The organism is Pseudomonas sp. ICMP22404 (genome assembly GCF_006227205.1).
Lineage (GTDB): Bacteria > Pseudomonadota > Gammaproteobacteria > Pseudomonadales > Pseudomonadaceae > Aquipseudomonas.
Map to the genome: position 1 here is coordinate 229,148 of NZ_VCNG01000010.1, position 15,751 is coordinate 244,898.

Consider the following 15,751-nt stretch of genomic DNA (forward strand, 5'->3'; position numbering starts at 1 on the left):
ACTCATCTCTCAAAACCCCAGTTCGCCGAGCGCTCGGCTCAATTCAATTCGTTCAGAAACTCAAGCGCCGACCAGAACCCGGCACCATGATCCTTGTGGCCCTGCCACACTTCGGGAATAAAACTCACCTGCGGATACTGCTTGAGCTGCGCCCAGGTCGCCGGCCAGTCCACGTCCCCGGTCCCCATCAGCACGCCTTCGCCGTTGCTGCCCTTGGCATCGGCCACGTGCAGGTGTGCCGAATGCGGCAGCAGCAGGGCCAGGGCAGCCTGGAAGTCGAGGCCGAAATGGAAGCAGGCCATTTGCAGGTGCGAGAGATCCAGGCACAGGCGCATGTTCATCGCCTTGGCCTGTTCGGCCAGCTCCTGGGGCATCATGAAAATGTTCTGGTGACGCTGCCCGCCGAAATGCCAAGGGAACGGTGCCATGTTCTGCGGGATCAACTCGGTGCGACCGAAGTCGATCTGGGCGCAGGACTCACGGAAACGCCGATACAGTTCGGCCCGGTGGCTGAGGGGGAAAGGTTCGTCGGCCGAGAAGCCGCCGACGTTTGCCACGATCAGCAACGAATCGGCCTTGGGGAAGAACTCGGCGATCTGCAACGTCGCATCCACCACCCGCTGCAGGTTGACGATGGAGCGCTGGCGGTAGTCCAGGTCGTCCGCCGCCAGGTCCAGCAATTCACTGTTCTCGAACAGTTCGGGCGCGTGGACTACCAGACGCGAGCATTCGACGGTACGCAGGTAGGCCTGCGGCGCCACGCTCAGGTCGCGGTAGGACAGATGGAATTCGAACAGGTCGGGCTTGATCCACTGGTCGTATTGCAGAAAGTCGTGGTAACGCACCGGCACGCCCCAGAGAATCGGCATGGCGTATTCACGGCGAACCTCCTGCTGTGCGACCAGGTCGCTGTCGAACAGGAAATCGCCCTGGGCAATGGCGCGTCCGGCCGGCTTACCCAACAAGTCAGCCAACCGATACGGCGGCAGGCCCTGGCCGGGACTCGCAACGCGCAGCATGTCTTGGGAGAACGTTTCGCCAGGTTCGATAGCCCGGGCCGCAATCACGCTCTTGCCCAGGTTCTCGCGATTGAGCAATTCCCCCTGGCTGGCATGGCGCCCCGGCCCGGTCCACGGCAGGGCTTTCTCGACTTGGCGGATACCCTCTACCAGTTGCCGAAACTCTTCGGGCTCAAGGCTCGCCAGATGGTCAGGTCCTTCCATACTACGATCCAGGGTGATGTGACGCTCGATCAGCTTGGCGCCCAATGCCACGGCGGCGATGCTGATGGCCGTGCCACGCTCATGGCCCGAATATCCCACCAGGTCATGCAACTGGCGCAAACGCGCCAGGTAACCGAGCTGAATATCGGTTTCCGGAGCCGGGTAGGTACTGTTGCAGTGCAGCAGCGCGAAAGGAACACCCAGGCCCTTGAGTTGTTCGATGGCCCGGACAATCTCGTGTTCCAGCGACATGCCGGTGGACAGGACCAACGGTTTGCCCAGCGAAGCGGCCTTGGCGATCAGGTACGGGTTGCACAGGTCGGCGGAGGCGATTTTCAGCGCCGGAACGTCAAAGCCGGCCAGCACATCGACACTCGGCTCGTCCCAGGGCGTGCAGATGTAGCTGATGCCCTTCTGCGCGCAGTACTCGCGGATCAGCCGATGCTCATCCACACTCAGCTCGACTTTATCCAGCAGGTCCTGGATATATTCCACGCCCAGGTCTTCGGCCCGGGAGCCGTCGGCCTTGGTACGGTACAGCGCCTCGCGATTGCGCAGCTGGAACTTCACGCAGTCGGCACCCGCCTCGATGGACGCATCCACCAGTTGCCGGGCCAGCTCCACCGAGCCGTTGTGGTTGTTGCCCACTTCCGCGATGACAAATGTATGTTGCTCACCGATGGTCACGCCATCGATGCTGAAGATCGGCTTGCTCATTGAATTTTGGTCCGCCAGGAGGTGACACCGCTGGATTCGAAACGGAAATCGGTGGTTCGGCAGCCAAGCGCTCTGACCTTCTCGGTCACGGCCTGGCGGTGCTGGGGTTGGACGAAGAACAGGAAGAAACCGCCGCCACCGGCGCCCAGCAACTTGCCCCCCAAGGCGCCCGCTTCCACGGCGCACTCGTAGATCTGATCAAGCACACTGTCGCTGACCGCCTGGGAGAACTGTTTCTTGAGCATCCAGCCCTCATGCAGGCAACGGCCGAAATCATGCAGCTCGCCACGAATCAGGTGATGGTGCATGCGTCGGCATAACGACACGCTTTCGGTCAGCAAAAGGCTTTGCTCACCCTTGCTGCTCATTTCCGCGCGCTGTTGCACATGGAGCTTGCCGGAGTCGTGGGAAATGCGGGTATCGCAAAGCACCAGGCATTCTTCCAGCTCGTTGCAGATCGAATCCTCGAGACGGATCGGGTGAACCAGGTTGCGCCCCTCGCGAAACTCGATCAGGTTGAAGCCACCGAACGCCGAAGCGTACTGGTCCTGCCAGCCACCGGCGATGCCGAAGCACAGGCGCTCGGCCTGGAAGGCCAGTTCTGCCACTTCATAGGTGGTCCAACGATCACGACGCAATTCGTTGAACGCTGCGATCACCGCCGTGGCGACCGCCGATGAGCCGCCCAGGCCCGAGCCCACCGGGAAATCGGAACGCATGTACAGGTCCAGCCCATAGTTGGGTTGGATCACCGACACGATGGTTGCCAGCAGGCCCTTGTCGGCATGCTCCAGCAACTCATCCAGGGAATCATAGGATTCGCGGGTTCCCAGGTCCTCGGAAAAGATCCGAATGACGCTGTCGGTCCGCGGAATCAACGTGGCGTGGGAGTACAGCCCGACGGTGCAACTGAGCACCGCCGCCGGGTTTTCCACGAAATAATAGGTCAGGTCCGAACCACCACCGCTGAAACTCATCCGCACTGGCGCCCTTGCCCGGGCCAGCACCGGCACTTCCTGGTTGGCGGCCAGCCGTGCGGGGGTGACGACGTCCACCAGGCAACCGGCCTCGTCCACCACCGGAATCGCGTTGTAGCTCAGGTCGAAGATCTTGAGCATTTCTTCGCGCGAAGCACCGACCTTGACCGAACGGTATGCGGTGTTCATGCACTCGGTGACCGGCACGCTCGTTTCTCCGCCCTGGAGCAGATAACGACGCAGGTCACCGTTGGTCAACACGCCTTCCAGGTGCCAATGCTCGTTGACCACGAAGACGATTTGCAGATCGCCTGTCTCGATGCACTCCACGGCGTCGAGAATGGTCTGGTTCATGTAGACGGTTTGTGTTCTGGCCAGTTGGTTCATGGCTGGATGGCCTCCTCGAACCCCGACTTGAAGGCACTCAAGGCGTCGGGTGTTCCGATATCGATGAAGGGTCCGCTATAGGCGCAGACCTTGAGCGAGCGGCGCCGAATCAGCATCGGCAGGATGTCCTGTTCCATCGAGCAGGGCTGGACGACGCAGTGTTGCAAGGCGTCGGCCGTGAATGCATAGACGCCGGCATTGACCATACCCGGTCCGGATAAGCCCTTTTCCTTGAGCGCCAGCAGTTGCAGGTCTTCGGCACATTCCAGGCTGCCGTAGCGAGAGCGGTCGTCAACCTCCACCCCCACCAGCACATCGCCCGGGGCGGTCATGGCCAGTCGATAGGCTCCACGGTCGAGCCAGGTGTCGGCATTGAGCACCAGGAAGCGCCCTTCGGGAGGCATCTGCCGCAAGGCATGCAGGATGGCCCCGCCTGTGCCCATGGGCTGTTCCTCAACCACTATCTGCAGATCCAGGCCGGTTTCGGCCATCAGGGACGGCAGCAGTTCGGCCAATTGATCAGCCCGGTAGTGCGCACACAATACGGCCTGGGTCATGCCGGCCTGCTTCAGCTCCGCCAGCACCAACGCCAGGAACGGCCGGCCGTGGATATCCACCACGGCTTTCTGCGAGCCCTGGAGCACGGCACTCAGGCGAGTGCCGAAACCACCACACAGGACGTAGGCGCGCATCAGCGATCCAGCCCGAAGAAATGTTCCAGGCAGCGGGCCGCATGACCCAGGTGCTCTTCGCCCAGTCCCGGCCAGACGCCGATCCAGAAGGTGTCGTTCATGATTTTGTCGGTCACCGTCAACTCGCCGCTGATGCGGAAGTTACGGCCCAGCATGTAAGGCTGGCGCACCAGGTTGCCGGCGAACAACAACCGCGTGCCGACGTTCTGGCTGTCCAGATAGCGCAACAGCTCGACGCGCTTGATGCCGCAGCCGTCGCGCAGGGTCACGGGAAAGCCAAACCACGAAGGGTCGCTGTCCGGGGTGGCCTCGGGCAGGATGAGGAAATCGCTGCAATTGGCCAGACGCTCGCTGAGCCAGCGGAAATTACGCTTGCGCGCGGCCGTGAAATCCTCCACACGATCCATCTGTGCCAGGGCACAGGCGGCCTGCATGTCGGTGATCTTCAGGTTATAGCCCAGGTGCGAATAGGTGTACTTGTGATCATAGCCTTCCGGCAGCTCGCCCATCTGCTTGCAGAAACGCTGCTTGCAGGTGTTGTCCTGGCCGGGCTCGCAATAGCAGTCGCGGCCCCAGTCGCGAAACGATTCCATGATGCGCTTGAGCAGCGGGCTGTCGGTGAACACCGCGCCGCCCTCGCCCATGGTGATATGGTGCGCCGGGTAAAAGCTCAAGGTACCGATGTCGCCGAAGGTACCGACCATCCGCCCCTTGTAGGTCGAACCCAGGGCATCGCAGCAATCTTCGATCAGCCACAGTTTGTATTTGTCGCAAAGCGCCCGCACCACACCCAGGTCATAGGGGTTGCCCAACGTATGGGCCAGCATGATGGCCTTGGTCTTCGGTCCGATGGCCGCTTCGATCTTGGCCGGGTCGATATTGTACGTACCCAGTTCGACATCGACGAACACCGGTACCGCGCCAAACTGCAGGATCGGGTTGACGGTGGTCGGAAAGCCGGCAGCAACACCAATCACTTCATCGCCGGGCTTGATCGCGCGGTCTCCCAGGCGTGGGGAGGTCAAGGCGGAAAAGGCCAGCAGATTGGCCGATGAGCCCGAATTGGTGGTCAGCACGCAACGACGTCCCAGGTATTGGGCCAGGCGTTTTTCGAAGGCCTCGTTGAACCGGCCGGTGGTCAACCAACCGTCCAGCACCGCCTCGGTCATCGACTGCAATTCCGCGGCACCAATGACCTTGCCGGCCGGCGGCACGCTGCTCTGCCCAGCCACGAACACCTGCGGGGCGAGCGCCGACTGCGCATAGCGCCCCACCAGCTCGACAATTTGTTGGCGCAACTGCGTAGTACTTTCACTCATGGGTATCGCCTTGATAGTCCGCGATCTGCTTGCGGGTAAAGGAGTGCATGTCCTGGCCGTTCTGCCAGGCCAAGTGCCAGGCCAGCGTGCGCTCGAGACTGGTCGCCAGGGACCAGCGCGGCATCCAGCCGAGCTCTTCGCGTGCCTTGCTGGAATCGAGTGCCAGCAAGCCGGCCTCGTGGGGTTGTGCCAATGGATCGACTGTCCAGCGCACCGGCGTCGGCCATTGCCCGGCGAGCAGGCCGACGATGGTTTCGACTGTCGCGACGTTGTCGCTCTGCGGACCGAAGTTCCAGGCGCCGACGTGACGCTCAGCGTCCTCCACCAGCGCCCTGGCCAGCATCAGGTAACCCATCAGCGGCTCGAGGGCGTGTTGCCAGGGACGAGTTGCCTGTGGATAACGCAGCACCACTTCCTCATCGTTCTGCCAGGCGCGAAAAATATCCGGCACCAGCCGCTCCGGCGACCAGTCACCACCGCCGATGACATTGCCGGCCCGAGCCGTCGCCAGCGCGATGCCGGCATCCTGCAGGAACGAATTGCGATAAGAGGCACATAGCAATTCAACGCACGCCTTGCTGTTGCTGTAGGGGTCGAAGCCGCCCAAGGCGTCGTATTCGCGATAGGGCAAGACCCACTCGCGGTTTTCGTAGCATTTATCAGTGGTGACCACGACCACCGCCCGTACACTTGGGCAATGACGAACGGCTTCAAGCAGATTGACTGTGCCCATGACGTTGGTGGCATAGGTCTGGACGGGATTGCGATAGGCCTCGCGAACCAGGGGTTGCGCAGCGAGATGCATGACCACGTCCGGCTGGAATGCCCCAAGTGCCGAGGACAGCGCGGCGCCGTCGCAGATGTCGGCCAGATCACCGGGGATCACCGCATCCACGCCTGCGACGGACCATAAGGCAGGTGTGGTTTCAGCGGGCAACGCATAGCCGCGGACCTCAGCCCCCAACTGGCGCAGCCACAGTGCCAGCCAGCCCCCCTTGAAGCCCGTATGGCCGGTCAGGAAGACCTTTTTACCCATCCAGAATGCGTTCAAGTCCAGAGTTTCCATTCGGCCTGGCCGCTGTTCCAGCGTTCCTCAAGGAAGACGCGGTCGCGCAACGTGTCCATCGGCTGCCAGAAACCACGGTGCAGATGACTCATCAACTGCCCCTGTCGCGCGAGGTTGCGCATCGGCTCGTATTCCCAGGTGGTGGTGTCGTCTTCAATGCCATCGAGCGCAGCAGGCTCCAGTACGAAAAAGCCGCCATTGATCCAACCACCATCGCCCTGGGGCTTTTCCTGGAATCCCCTGACGCATGCACCTTCGAGCTCCATCGCGCCAAAGCGGCCGGGTGGCTGGACGGTGGTGACCGTAGCCAGTTTGCCGTGCTGTTGGTGGAACTCGATCAGCTCGCGGATGTTGACGTCGGAAACGCCGTCGCCATAGGTGAAGCAGAACGTCTCGTCGCCCAGATAGTCGCGCACGCGCTTGAGACGGCCGCCAGTACCCGTAACCTCGCCGGTATCCACCAGGGTGACACGCCAGGGTTCAGCCTTGCCCTGATGGATGTGCATGCTGTTCTTGGCCATGTCGAACGTCACGTCCGACATGTGCAGGAAGTAGTTGGCGAAATACTCCTTGATGACGTAACCCTTGTAGCCCAGGCAGACCACGAAGTCGTTGATGCCGTAGTGAGAGTAGATTTTCATGATGTGCCAGATGATTGGCTTGCCACCAATCTCAATCATCGGCTTGGGCTTGAGATGCGACTCCTCGCTGATGCGAGTGCCCAGTCCTCCAGCCAGAATTACTGCCTTCATATGTCTCTCTCTCATCAGCGTCAAAGACGCTCCACTACTCACAAGAGACGCCAATTATTCGGCGTCCCTGCCGGTAATACAGGCGCTGATAACTGAGAAAGCAATTATGGTGCCACTGGCTGGAGGCCCAATATTACGGGGCCTTGAGGCAAGAAAGGGAATTCAGGGAGGGAAGAAAAAAAGAAGATTGACTGCTTTCACGAGCAGGCTCGCTCCCACAGGGGCACAGTAGAACCCTGTGGGAGCGAGCCTGCTCGCGATGGCGGTGATTCAGCCGGCCGTAGAACCGATGCCTTACGCGCCGGCCTGTCCGATGAGCGCCGACCACGGCACCTGGGTCACCGGACCGAGGGTGTAGCCGGAACCGGTCAAGTCCAGGTTGCCGTTGTAGTTGGGGTCATGCGCCAAGGCTTCCTGCCACTTGCCGCGCAGTGCCTGGCAAGCCTCGGGCGAGGACGACAAGCTGCCCGGGTTGACGACCTGGACGTAAGGCGTCCACACCGTGAGGTAACCGGCTTGCGCGGCTCGCAGGCAAAGATCCACATCCCCCAGCCCCTCGGCGAACACTGTATCGTCTACACCGTCGAGTGCCTGGAACAGCTGCGTGGAAATCATCAGGCAGGTGAAGGACACTGCCGAGCAGTTCTGTTCCGCCACCAGGCGGTTCATATAGCCCCGGGCATCCGCAGGTTCGCCGACGAAAGCCGAACCCACCACACCGTTGAGGCCCAGGACCAGGCCTGCCTGCGTAATTTGCCCCTGCCGGTCGATCAGCCTGGCACCGACCACACCGACCTCCGGACGCTGGGCATGATTGAGCAACAGCTCGATCCAGTTGACGTTCACGACTTCGCTGTCCACCGCCAGGGTGAGCAGGTAATCGCCCTTGGCCTGCTGGCTGACCTGGTTGATCAGCGTCGCCGTGGCAAGCCCAGGCTCCACCTCGATGAAGCGTACGCGACTGGCCTGGTGCCCCTGGCTGCGGAGCCAGTCTTTCAGCGCCGCGCCATGGACCGGATGCTCGGCCACCAGCAACTCGAAACGTTGGTAGCGAGTACGTTGAAGAACATTGACGATGCAACGTTGCAGCGTCACCAGTTCGCCCTCGCCATGGAGAATGATCGATACCAGCGGGCGCTCGATAAAGCGATAGTCGATCTTGTAGATACCCGGCACCACGGAACCGACATCAGCCTTATAGCCTCGCGCAGCAAGGTGGCGCAGCAAGGCCTTGCGCTCGTCGGCATTGTCGCCCTCCGTTACTGCCTGGCAAACCAAGAGCGCTTCGTCCAGATGCGCCAATCCCCCCATGCCGCCCTGCTCGATCAAGCGCAGGAGCAGTTCGAACTCCAGCGCCTCCTTGAAATCGCGCGAGTAGCCACCGGCCTGCACCAGCACTTCACGGCGAACCAGCCAATGCCGCGCCATCAATGACGGCACGCTCAACAACAGATCGAGGTTGAAGCCGGGGCGGAACACATCGACCAGGGTTTCGTCGGGTTGGCGTTGGCATTCATCCATCGCCACCGCCCGGCATTGTGGTGCGTCGAGCAGCTCCAGACTCGCATGCAGCAGACCGGACGACGTCAGCTCATCCCCCGCTTCGGCCAGGACCACCCAGTCGCAATCGATCTGGCCAACGACCTGATTGATCTTGTCGACGTAGTTGCTTCCGGTGACTTTGACGAAATGCAGGGTGTTCTGAACGGTGGTTTCGGCCGGCAGGTCGCCGGTGGTGAACACAACGATTTTGAATGCCCGGCAGGCACCGTTGATCACGCTGTCGAAGGTGGCCTGCAACCGGGAGAAATCCGCCTCCAGGTCCAGGAGCAGGATGCCGAAAGTCGGCCCGCCCTTGTGGCGCGCCAGGTACTGGCTGATCTGCTGGGCCTGTCCGGTGCTCGGCTCACGCCCATCGAGCCAGCGCAACAAACGGCCGGACCGCATGGTTTCGAAAAGACTGAAGTGGTCCTGCAGCATCACGTTCTCCAGGCGCTGCGCCCACTCGCTCAACCGCTCGGCCTCGACCTGAGCACCACCTTCCTCGAGCAGGACAGCCAACTGGTTCACGACATCGCAATTGAAGGCATTGAGCATGAACGCTTTGAGCAGCCGTTCGTTGAGTGGCTCGGCACTGGTGTTGCGCTGCGGCCGTGCCAGCCCTTTCTGCTTGAGCAGCACCGCTTCCAGCTCCTTCAACTGCACGCGCCCGGCAGGTATCGCGTGCATCAGGAATTCAAGCTTGGACAGGGATTCGAAAAACGGCTGGTTGTAGAACGGCAGCTCGACGAACTGCGTCGGCTCGAAACGGCAGATGGGCCCTTGCAACTGCGAGTGCCAAGCCGCCTCGAAGAGCTTGGCCAGGGCAAAAGCTGCACGCTGACTCAGGTAGTTGCCAATTTCCTCCAGGCTTTCCACCGCTTGCGACGGCGCCCCCTGACCCAACCCGAACGTCGAATCCAGGACCGTCACCAAGCGTTCACGTAACGCTACGGTGGCCCCATCACGATAGCTCAGCACAGCGGCCAACTGACTGGCTTCCAGCGTCGAAGGACTTTCCAGGGCGTGCACCCCATAAGGGATCGGCAGAACACGGACCTTGGCCGCTGCCATCAGCGCACAGCCATGACCAAGTTCCTGCCAGGCCGGATCGAAATCCGCCGGCAATGCGGCATACCAGCGTTGAATCACCTCGGTCCGGGTGACGGCATTGATCAATGAAGGGCAATGCCCGGCATACGCGGCCAGGCGCTCCTGGGCGGACGGGTCGGCGAAGTCCTCGACGCCCTTGCGATCCCTGCGGTAATAGTCGACATGGGAAGCATGGGCTTCGAATGTCAGGGCATAACCCTGGCACGCCGAATAATCGTCATGACCGGCCAGGAATTCCAGTGACTGGTCGAGGGCCTCCGGCAGCAGGAAAGCGTCCACGTCAATCATCGCCAGGTAGGGCGTCTGCACATGTTCGAGCCCTTGGCGCAGCTTGTTGGCGAAGTGACCGGCCTCGGCTCGATGCATATAACGCACACCGGAAAATGCCGCGACGCTGTCGGCATCCGGCTCGGCGGACGAATCGAGGACGAGTTGGGAACAGGGGTAATCAGCGTAGTAACGCAACGCCCGGCGCAACGCCTGCGGTTGCTCGTGTGATAACAGGACCAGGGTAAAACGCTCGTTCAACAGAGCGGATGAATCATTGGCAATACTGCGTTGCATATGAATTCCTTAACGAGCGAGTCGCCCAATCGGCGGCATTATGTTCGTGACACGTTGCGGCACTGGCCGGATCGTCAATCCGGCAACCAGCCATCGGCCCAATAGCGCAGGTTGTCGCCGCGCAACATGAAATCACGCAGTACCACTTCGCGCAGCTGGTCCCCCATCCGATAACTGGCCTGCGGGTCGGACAGGTGCATGCGGATCGCATCCAGCCATTCCTGCGTGCTGTTGGTCTTTACCCTGGTACAGGGTAGATGACCTCGATAGGCTTCGGTGTCGGTACAGATGACCGGGTACCCACAAACCCCATACTCCAGCAGCCTGAGATTGCTCTTGCAGTCGTTGAAAATGTGCTGTTCCAGCGGGGCCAGGGCCAGGTCCAGGTTCAGGCTCGCCAGTTTGGCCGGATACTCCAACAGCGGGACCCCGCCATGGTATTCATGCACATAAGGCCTGAGGGAATCCGGACACATGCCAAAAAAGACCCATTCGACTTCATCGGCCAGCTCGCGTACCACCTCGGCAATGATCTCCAGGTCACCCCGGTGGCTGGTACCGCCGCCCCAACCCACCCGGGGCTTGATCGACGTACGACGCCGGCTGGAAATCCCATGCCACAAATGCGGCGCCAGCATGTTCGGCACCACGCGGATATCGTGATGAAGGCCGGACAGTGCATCCGCCAGGGCGAACGTCGACACCACCACCCGATCACACAGGGCAATGCCGCGCTCCAGCAGGTTGACGATGTCGTCAGGCATGTTGCGGGTGTGATCGTTCTTTTCAGGAATGTTCGCCACATAGTCATCGAGTTCGTAGATGCGCATGGCGTTGGAATAGGTTTTCACCTGGATGATGTCGTTGAACTTGCCACTGTTGTAGCGGCCCTGGAGCACGATTACATCCGGTGACTGGCGCTCGATCTCGATGATCGAAGGCATTTCATAGGACACACGCCCGACGATCCGTCCGGTTGCCCGCAGTTCGATCAGCGGCTGGCTCACGCGGTAATGGCCGATGGCGGAACTGTTGAGGGCCAGACCCAGGACCGAAGGCAGCGGACGGCTGTATAAAGGATTCCAGCCGGTGCGTTGGCCCGGTGCCAGGCCAAAACTGTTGCCGGCCAGGCTCAGGTTACGGTTGTAGGCCGGATCGTTGGCGATCCAGGGCAACCAGCGCTGATAGAACGACTCCTGCTCTTGTTCCACGCGTTGCTTCCAGGACGCTTCACGCGCGCTCCCGGCAGAGGGTGTCAGGACCACGTTGGCATAAGGCGTGGTCACCACCAGGTAACCTTGCTTGCCGACCTCCAGGCATAACTCGAGGAAGTTGATGCCTGGCGTTTCAATGGCAGGCGACAGCCCCCCGACGGTATCGAATACCGCCCTGCGCACCAACAGGCAATGACCGCTCACGGCACTCCAGTTCTGCACCACCTGCAAACGTTGCATGTAACCGCCGGCGGTGACCGGCTCGTTCGCAAACGGCCGGCCGGCCAAGCCATCGAGGCCCAACACCAGGCCCGAGTCAATAACCTGCCCCTGTAGATTCAGGGTCCGTGGGCCGACGATTCCGACTTCCGGGCGCTGGGCATGGTTCAGCAGTTCGTCCAGCCAGGCCGCGTCATGGGTCACACAGAACGGACTGAGCAACAGCAGGTAATCGCCGCGCGCTTGCGCGACGGCAAAATTGCGCACCTGCGCTTCGTTGCCCAATTCGTCCGGGGTAAGAATCCGCAACTTGTCGCTGCCCAGCTCGGCCATGGCCGTCAGCCAGTTGCGCATCTCGGCGGTTTCGCTGCCGTTGTCGACGACGATGACTTCGTAATGCTCGTAGGCAGTAGCGGTCAGCAGATTACTGATGCAATTTTCCAGCGCCGCCAGTTGATCCTTGACGCTGATAATGATCGACACCAGCGGGCGTTCGGGGTGCAGGTATTCGATCCTCGGGATCAACGGCATCGGCCCTGGATGCAAACGATGTTCGACGCCCAGGCGTTGCAGATGCGCCGCCACCAGCCTGGGGCTCTGCTCGATCACCTGCGGCTGCGAAAGCCATTGGGCGAAGGCCAGGTTCGATTCCACCTGGATTTCCGCCAGGTGTTCGATGGTCTGCGGCCCCTGGGTTTCCACTAGGCGCCAGATCAGGTCATGGGGCGCCAATTCACCCAGATTCGCATCGAAGCCACCCAGCAACTGTACCCGCTCACGAGCGAAGGCCAAGGTCCTGCCCACATAGGGGTAGGCTCGCATCAGGTCGAGATTGAAATCCGGCTTGAAGACCGGCTCCGAAGACTTGCCGTCCTCCAGCGCGCCTTCGTCGCTGTAGACACAAGCGATACCGGGCATGGCATTGATCCGCTCGGCCAGCACCAGCAAGGCCGATTCCCGCAGTCGGTCACCGGCGTGCAGCAGATAGAACCAGTCGGCGCCGTCCAGTCGCGGCAGCATGTCATTGAGGCCACGCACCCAGTCGGTGGGCAGCGCCATGCGCAGCACATTGCCTTCGATCGCGCCGCGACCGTTGGAAAACAGCAGCACCGGCTCGCTGGCATAATGTTGCCCGGCGATGCTCTCGAGGGTCAGCGCCACCGCCTCGGCGTCTTCCTCGAAATCGAACACCACCGGCACGATACCCGGGCGCCGGGGCCAGAGTTCAACCTGATGGAGAACCACCCGTTGGCGCGCCGCGTCAAACCGCCGACAGTCCAGCCACTGGGCATAAAGCTCATCGTAACTCTCAGTGTCGGTGCCGACCTGATAACCGACGACGGCTTGTCGACTGGCCATCAACGAATTCAGGTTCAACTCTTCCCAGTCGTGAGGCTGGCCTGGCTTGACCTGATCGAGGGTCTGATAGCGGATCCAGCCCGACGCTGGCGCGGACTCACCACTGCGTTCAGCCAACATCTGGGCCAGCCACGTCCATTCGACGGGTGCGGCATCAACCATGTCAGGACGGCGGGACAGCCGTTGCGGATACAACCGTTCGAGACTGTCGAGACTGCACCGCTCCACCAGGTTGCCGCGTCGGAGCAGGCAGATGAACAGCGCCAGGTCGAGCAATGCGACAAAACCCTGACCGGCCTGGGCCAATGCTGGCAATAAGGACTCGATATCGACCCGGCGCATCATGGCGCCGGAGAAGCCACCGAAGATATTGCGTGGCGTGGACTCGATGTAGGCCAACAGGTCGTCGCCCTTGTACAACCCTTCGAAGAGGGCGATGCCGACGTTCTCCAGGCGAATCGGCAAGACGTAGCCGTCCGCATCGATGAAGTGGCGCTTACTGATGACCAACCGGGCATCGGCATGCTCGTCCAGGGCCTGCGCCTGTTGACGCACGCAGGCTCCGAGCAACTGATCGTCATCGCAGAGAAATTTGATGTACTCCCCGCTCGCCTCTTCCAGGCACCGCAACAGATTCTGCTGGAAGCCCAGCCGCTGGGGATTGCGCAGATAACGCACCGCGACGCTGGAAGCGTCCTGCAAAGCGTCGACGATCTGGCGGATGTCGTCACCGGGGCAATCATCGCACACGATGATTTCGAGGTTTTCGTAGTCCTGGTCCAGAGCGCTCTTGAGTGACTCGCGAAAAAAGCGAGGGTTGAATGCGGGGATGACGATGCTGACAAGAGGTGTTGGTTTCACGCGAAAGACTCTCGGCCGGGCGGTGTTCCGACCCTTGTGGCGAGGGGATTCATCCCCGTTGGGCTGCAAAGCGGCCCTCAATCCTGCACCACGTGTCGTGGAGCTGCTACGCAGCCCCACGGGGATGAATCCCCTCGCCACAGGTACAGCCAATACTTCAAACGAGCGGCGTTACCTGCTCATCAGATCTTGTTGAACAACCCCAGTTGCGTGATCTTGCTGAACGCCAGTTGCGATGCCTGCAGCATGGTCTGTTGCAACGTCAGGCGCGTCATCACCTCGGCCGGGTCGGAATCGCGGATCGCCGACTGGGTCTGGGAGTTGGCCAGGACAAAGCTCTGATTGGTGTCGGACTGGTTATCGAGCGCTTGGCCACGACCACCGACCGAACTCAACCCACTGGTCAACTGATCTGTACCGCTGGCCAGGTTGCCGATGCCGGAAGCCAGTGCCGCGAGCATTTTCTGACCGGCAATCGCGTCGCCCTCGATCGGTGTGCTCAACGCAGCCTTCAGCTGGTTCACGGTATCCAGGATGTTCTGGGTTTCGTGGGTATTGACCGCAATGCTGAATTGATCGTTGGCGGCCGGTGCGCCATTGAGCGTAAAACTCACCCCTGAAGCGGTGGCGACGTTGCCCGCCAGGGTTCCGCTGGAAATCACCTGGCTACTGCTGGTCAGCGGCGCGGCGTACAGTTCGAAGTCCGTGGCACTGGTGAACTTCAGCACCGCCGACCCCGTCGGGAAACTGGCGTGGTAGGCAACCGGATCGGTGATTTGACTGCCGGTGATCTGCGTCGCAGTGGAGTTGCCCGGGCTACGCGCCACGGCGAATGTGTCGGGTTTGGCGGCCAGGGTGAATGTGTGACCGGGCAATACGGTGCCGGCGACGTCGCCGGATTTCAGGTTGACGTTCAGGGTCAGATCGACGCCGCGAAAGCTCACGTTCTGCCCGGCCTGGGTATTGGGCGTGATGACGCCGCCCTGGCTGGCTTCGGCGGTCACGTCGTTACCGCTTGAATCAGTGATTTTCAACTGGGTGCCGCTGGCGAACTCTACGGTATACGGCTCACCGCTGCGGAACTGGCTGTTGTAGGTAACGGCGGAAGATACCTGGCCGTTGGTCAGTACCACCCGGCCATCGTCCACCGCCGGAGCGGTCATGGTGACCTGGGTGCGGCTGGTGTTGATGGCCTGCTGGAACACTTCCCAGCCGGTGCTGTTGGTGGCCATCGACATGGTGTCGCCCACTGGAAGGTCCAGGGTCATCTGATCGCCGTTGTAGCTGTAGCTACCATCGCCGTTGCGGGTGAACGGCACGACATCGCCCTTGGAGCCGGCAAAAATGTACTTGCCGTTTTCATCCTTGGTGTTCATCAGGCTCAGCAACTGGTCTTCGATCGACCCCAGCTCCGAAGCGACGGATTTACGGTCTGAGTCGGTATAACCGGCGTTACCGGCGCTTACAGCCAGTTCCTTGGCGCGCTGCAGCACGTTATTGATGCTGGTCATCACCGCTTCAGTCGTGCCCAGGGTCGCCTTGATCGTGCTGACGTTGGTTTCGTACTGGGACAGCATGGAAGCCTGGTTGCCCAGTTGCAGCAGACGCGACGCACCGACCGGATCGTCGGCGGCGGTGTTGATACGTACCAGACTACTGGCTTCTTCGCTGGTCTTGACCACATTGGCGAAGTTCTTCTGGTAGTTCGCAGCCGTGCTTTCGTAGAACTGGGAAGTAGAGATACGCATG

Annotated in this window: 9 protein-coding genes; all 9 read right to left on the reverse strand. The window is 61.1% G+C overall.

The window, feature by feature from the left end; genetic code table 11:
* Window positions 1–38 precede the first annotated feature (38 nt).
* The 9 genes from FGE05_RS18725 to FGE05_RS18765 all read right to left on the reverse strand — a co-directional run bounded on the left by FGE05_RS18725 (window position 39) and on the right by FGE05_RS18765 (window position 15,750).
* Window positions 39–1,940 (reverse strand): N-acetylneuraminate synthase family protein, encoded by a 1,902-nt coding sequence (locus FGE05_RS18725; protein ID WP_139647259.1) that lies wholly within the window; start codon window positions 1,938–1,940, stop codon window positions 39–41.
* Complete coding sequence (locus FGE05_RS18730; RefSeq protein WP_139647261.1) at window positions 1,937–3,304, reverse strand: CBS domain-containing protein; 1,368 nt, start codon at window positions 3,302–3,304, stop codon at window positions 1,937–1,939. Before FGE05_RS18730 ends, FGE05_RS18725 begins: the two co-directional genes overlap by 4 nt.
* The gene (locus FGE05_RS18735) at window positions 3,301–3,996 is read right to left on the reverse strand and encodes a sugar phosphate nucleotidyltransferase (protein ID WP_139647264.1); all 696 of its coding nucleotides are present in this window, start codon (window positions 3,994–3,996) and stop codon (window positions 3,301–3,303) included. Before FGE05_RS18735 ends, FGE05_RS18730 begins: the two co-directional genes overlap by 4 nt.
* Window positions 3,996–5,315, reverse strand: a complete 1,320-nt coding sequence (rfbH, locus tag FGE05_RS18740; RefSeq protein WP_041023366.1) for a lipopolysaccharide biosynthesis protein RfbH — start codon at window positions 5,313–5,315, stop codon at window positions 3,996–3,998. Before rfbH ends, FGE05_RS18735 begins: the two co-directional genes overlap by 1 nt.
* Window positions 5,308–6,381, reverse strand: a complete 1,074-nt coding sequence (gene rfbG, locus FGE05_RS18745; protein ID WP_139647265.1) for a CDP-glucose 4,6-dehydratase — start codon at window positions 6,379–6,381, stop codon at window positions 5,308–5,310. Before rfbG ends, rfbH begins: the two co-directional genes overlap by 8 nt.
* The gene (gene rfbF / locus FGE05_RS18750; protein ID WP_139647267.1) at window positions 6,363–7,133 is read right to left on the reverse strand and encodes a glucose-1-phosphate cytidylyltransferase; all 771 of its coding nucleotides are present in this window, start codon (window positions 7,131–7,133) and stop codon (window positions 6,363–6,365) included. The genes rfbG and rfbF overlap by 19 nt, the downstream gene beginning before the upstream one ends.
* A 294-nt stretch (window positions 7,134–7,427) precedes the next feature.
* Window positions 7,428–10,349 carry a TIGR00180 family glycosyltransferase gene (locus tag FGE05_RS18755; RefSeq protein ID WP_139647269.1) on the reverse strand — a complete coding sequence of 974 codons (2,922 nt, stop codon included), beginning with the start codon at window positions 10,347–10,349 and terminating at the stop codon, window positions 7,428–7,430.
* A 74-nt stretch (window positions 10,350–10,423) separates the two neighbouring features.
* Window positions 10,424–14,002 (reverse strand): glycosyltransferase, encoded by a 3,579-nt coding sequence (locus tag FGE05_RS18760; RefSeq protein ID WP_139647271.1) that lies wholly within the window; start codon window positions 14,000–14,002, stop codon window positions 10,424–10,426.
* Between the two features lie 182 nt (window positions 14,003–14,184).
* Window positions 14,185–15,750 carry a flagellar hook-associated protein 3 gene (locus tag FGE05_RS18765; RefSeq protein ID WP_139647273.1) on the reverse strand — a complete coding sequence of 522 codons (1,566 nt, stop codon included), beginning with the start codon at window positions 15,748–15,750 and terminating at the stop codon, window positions 14,185–14,187.
* Window position 15,751 lies beyond the last annotated feature (1 nt).

Excerpts from the sequence above, each read along its gene's own strand:
- FGE05_RS18735 (WP_139647264.1), bottom strand. The coding sequence starts at position 3,996 with ATGCGCGCCTACGTCCTGTGTGGTGGTTTCGGCACTCGCCTGAGTGCC.
- FGE05_RS18730 (WP_139647261.1), bottom strand. The coding sequence starts at position 3,304 with ATGAACCAACTGGCCAGAACACAAACCGTCTACATGAACCAGACCATT.
- rfbF (WP_139647267.1), bottom strand. The coding sequence starts at position 7,133 with ATGAAGGCAGTAATTCTGGCTGGAGGACTGGGCACTCGCATCAGCGAG.
- FGE05_RS18765 (WP_139647273.1), bottom strand. The coding sequence starts at position 15,750 with ATGCGTATCTCTACTTCCCAGTTCTACGAAAGCACGGCTGCGAACTAC.
- rfbH (WP_041023366.1), bottom strand. The coding sequence starts at position 5,315 with ATGAGTGAAAGTACTACGCAGTTGCGCCAACAAATTGTCGAGCTGGTG.
- FGE05_RS18725 (WP_139647259.1), bottom strand. The coding sequence starts at position 1,940 with ATGAGCAAGCCGATCTTCAGCATCGATGGCGTGACCATCGGTGAGCAA.
- rfbG (WP_139647265.1), bottom strand. The coding sequence starts at position 6,381 with ATGGAAACTCTGGACTTGAACGCATTCTGGATGGGTAAAAAGGTCTTC.
- FGE05_RS18755 (WP_139647269.1), bottom strand. The coding sequence starts at position 10,349 with ATGCAACGCAGTATTGCCAATGATTCATCCGCTCTGTTGAACGAGCGT.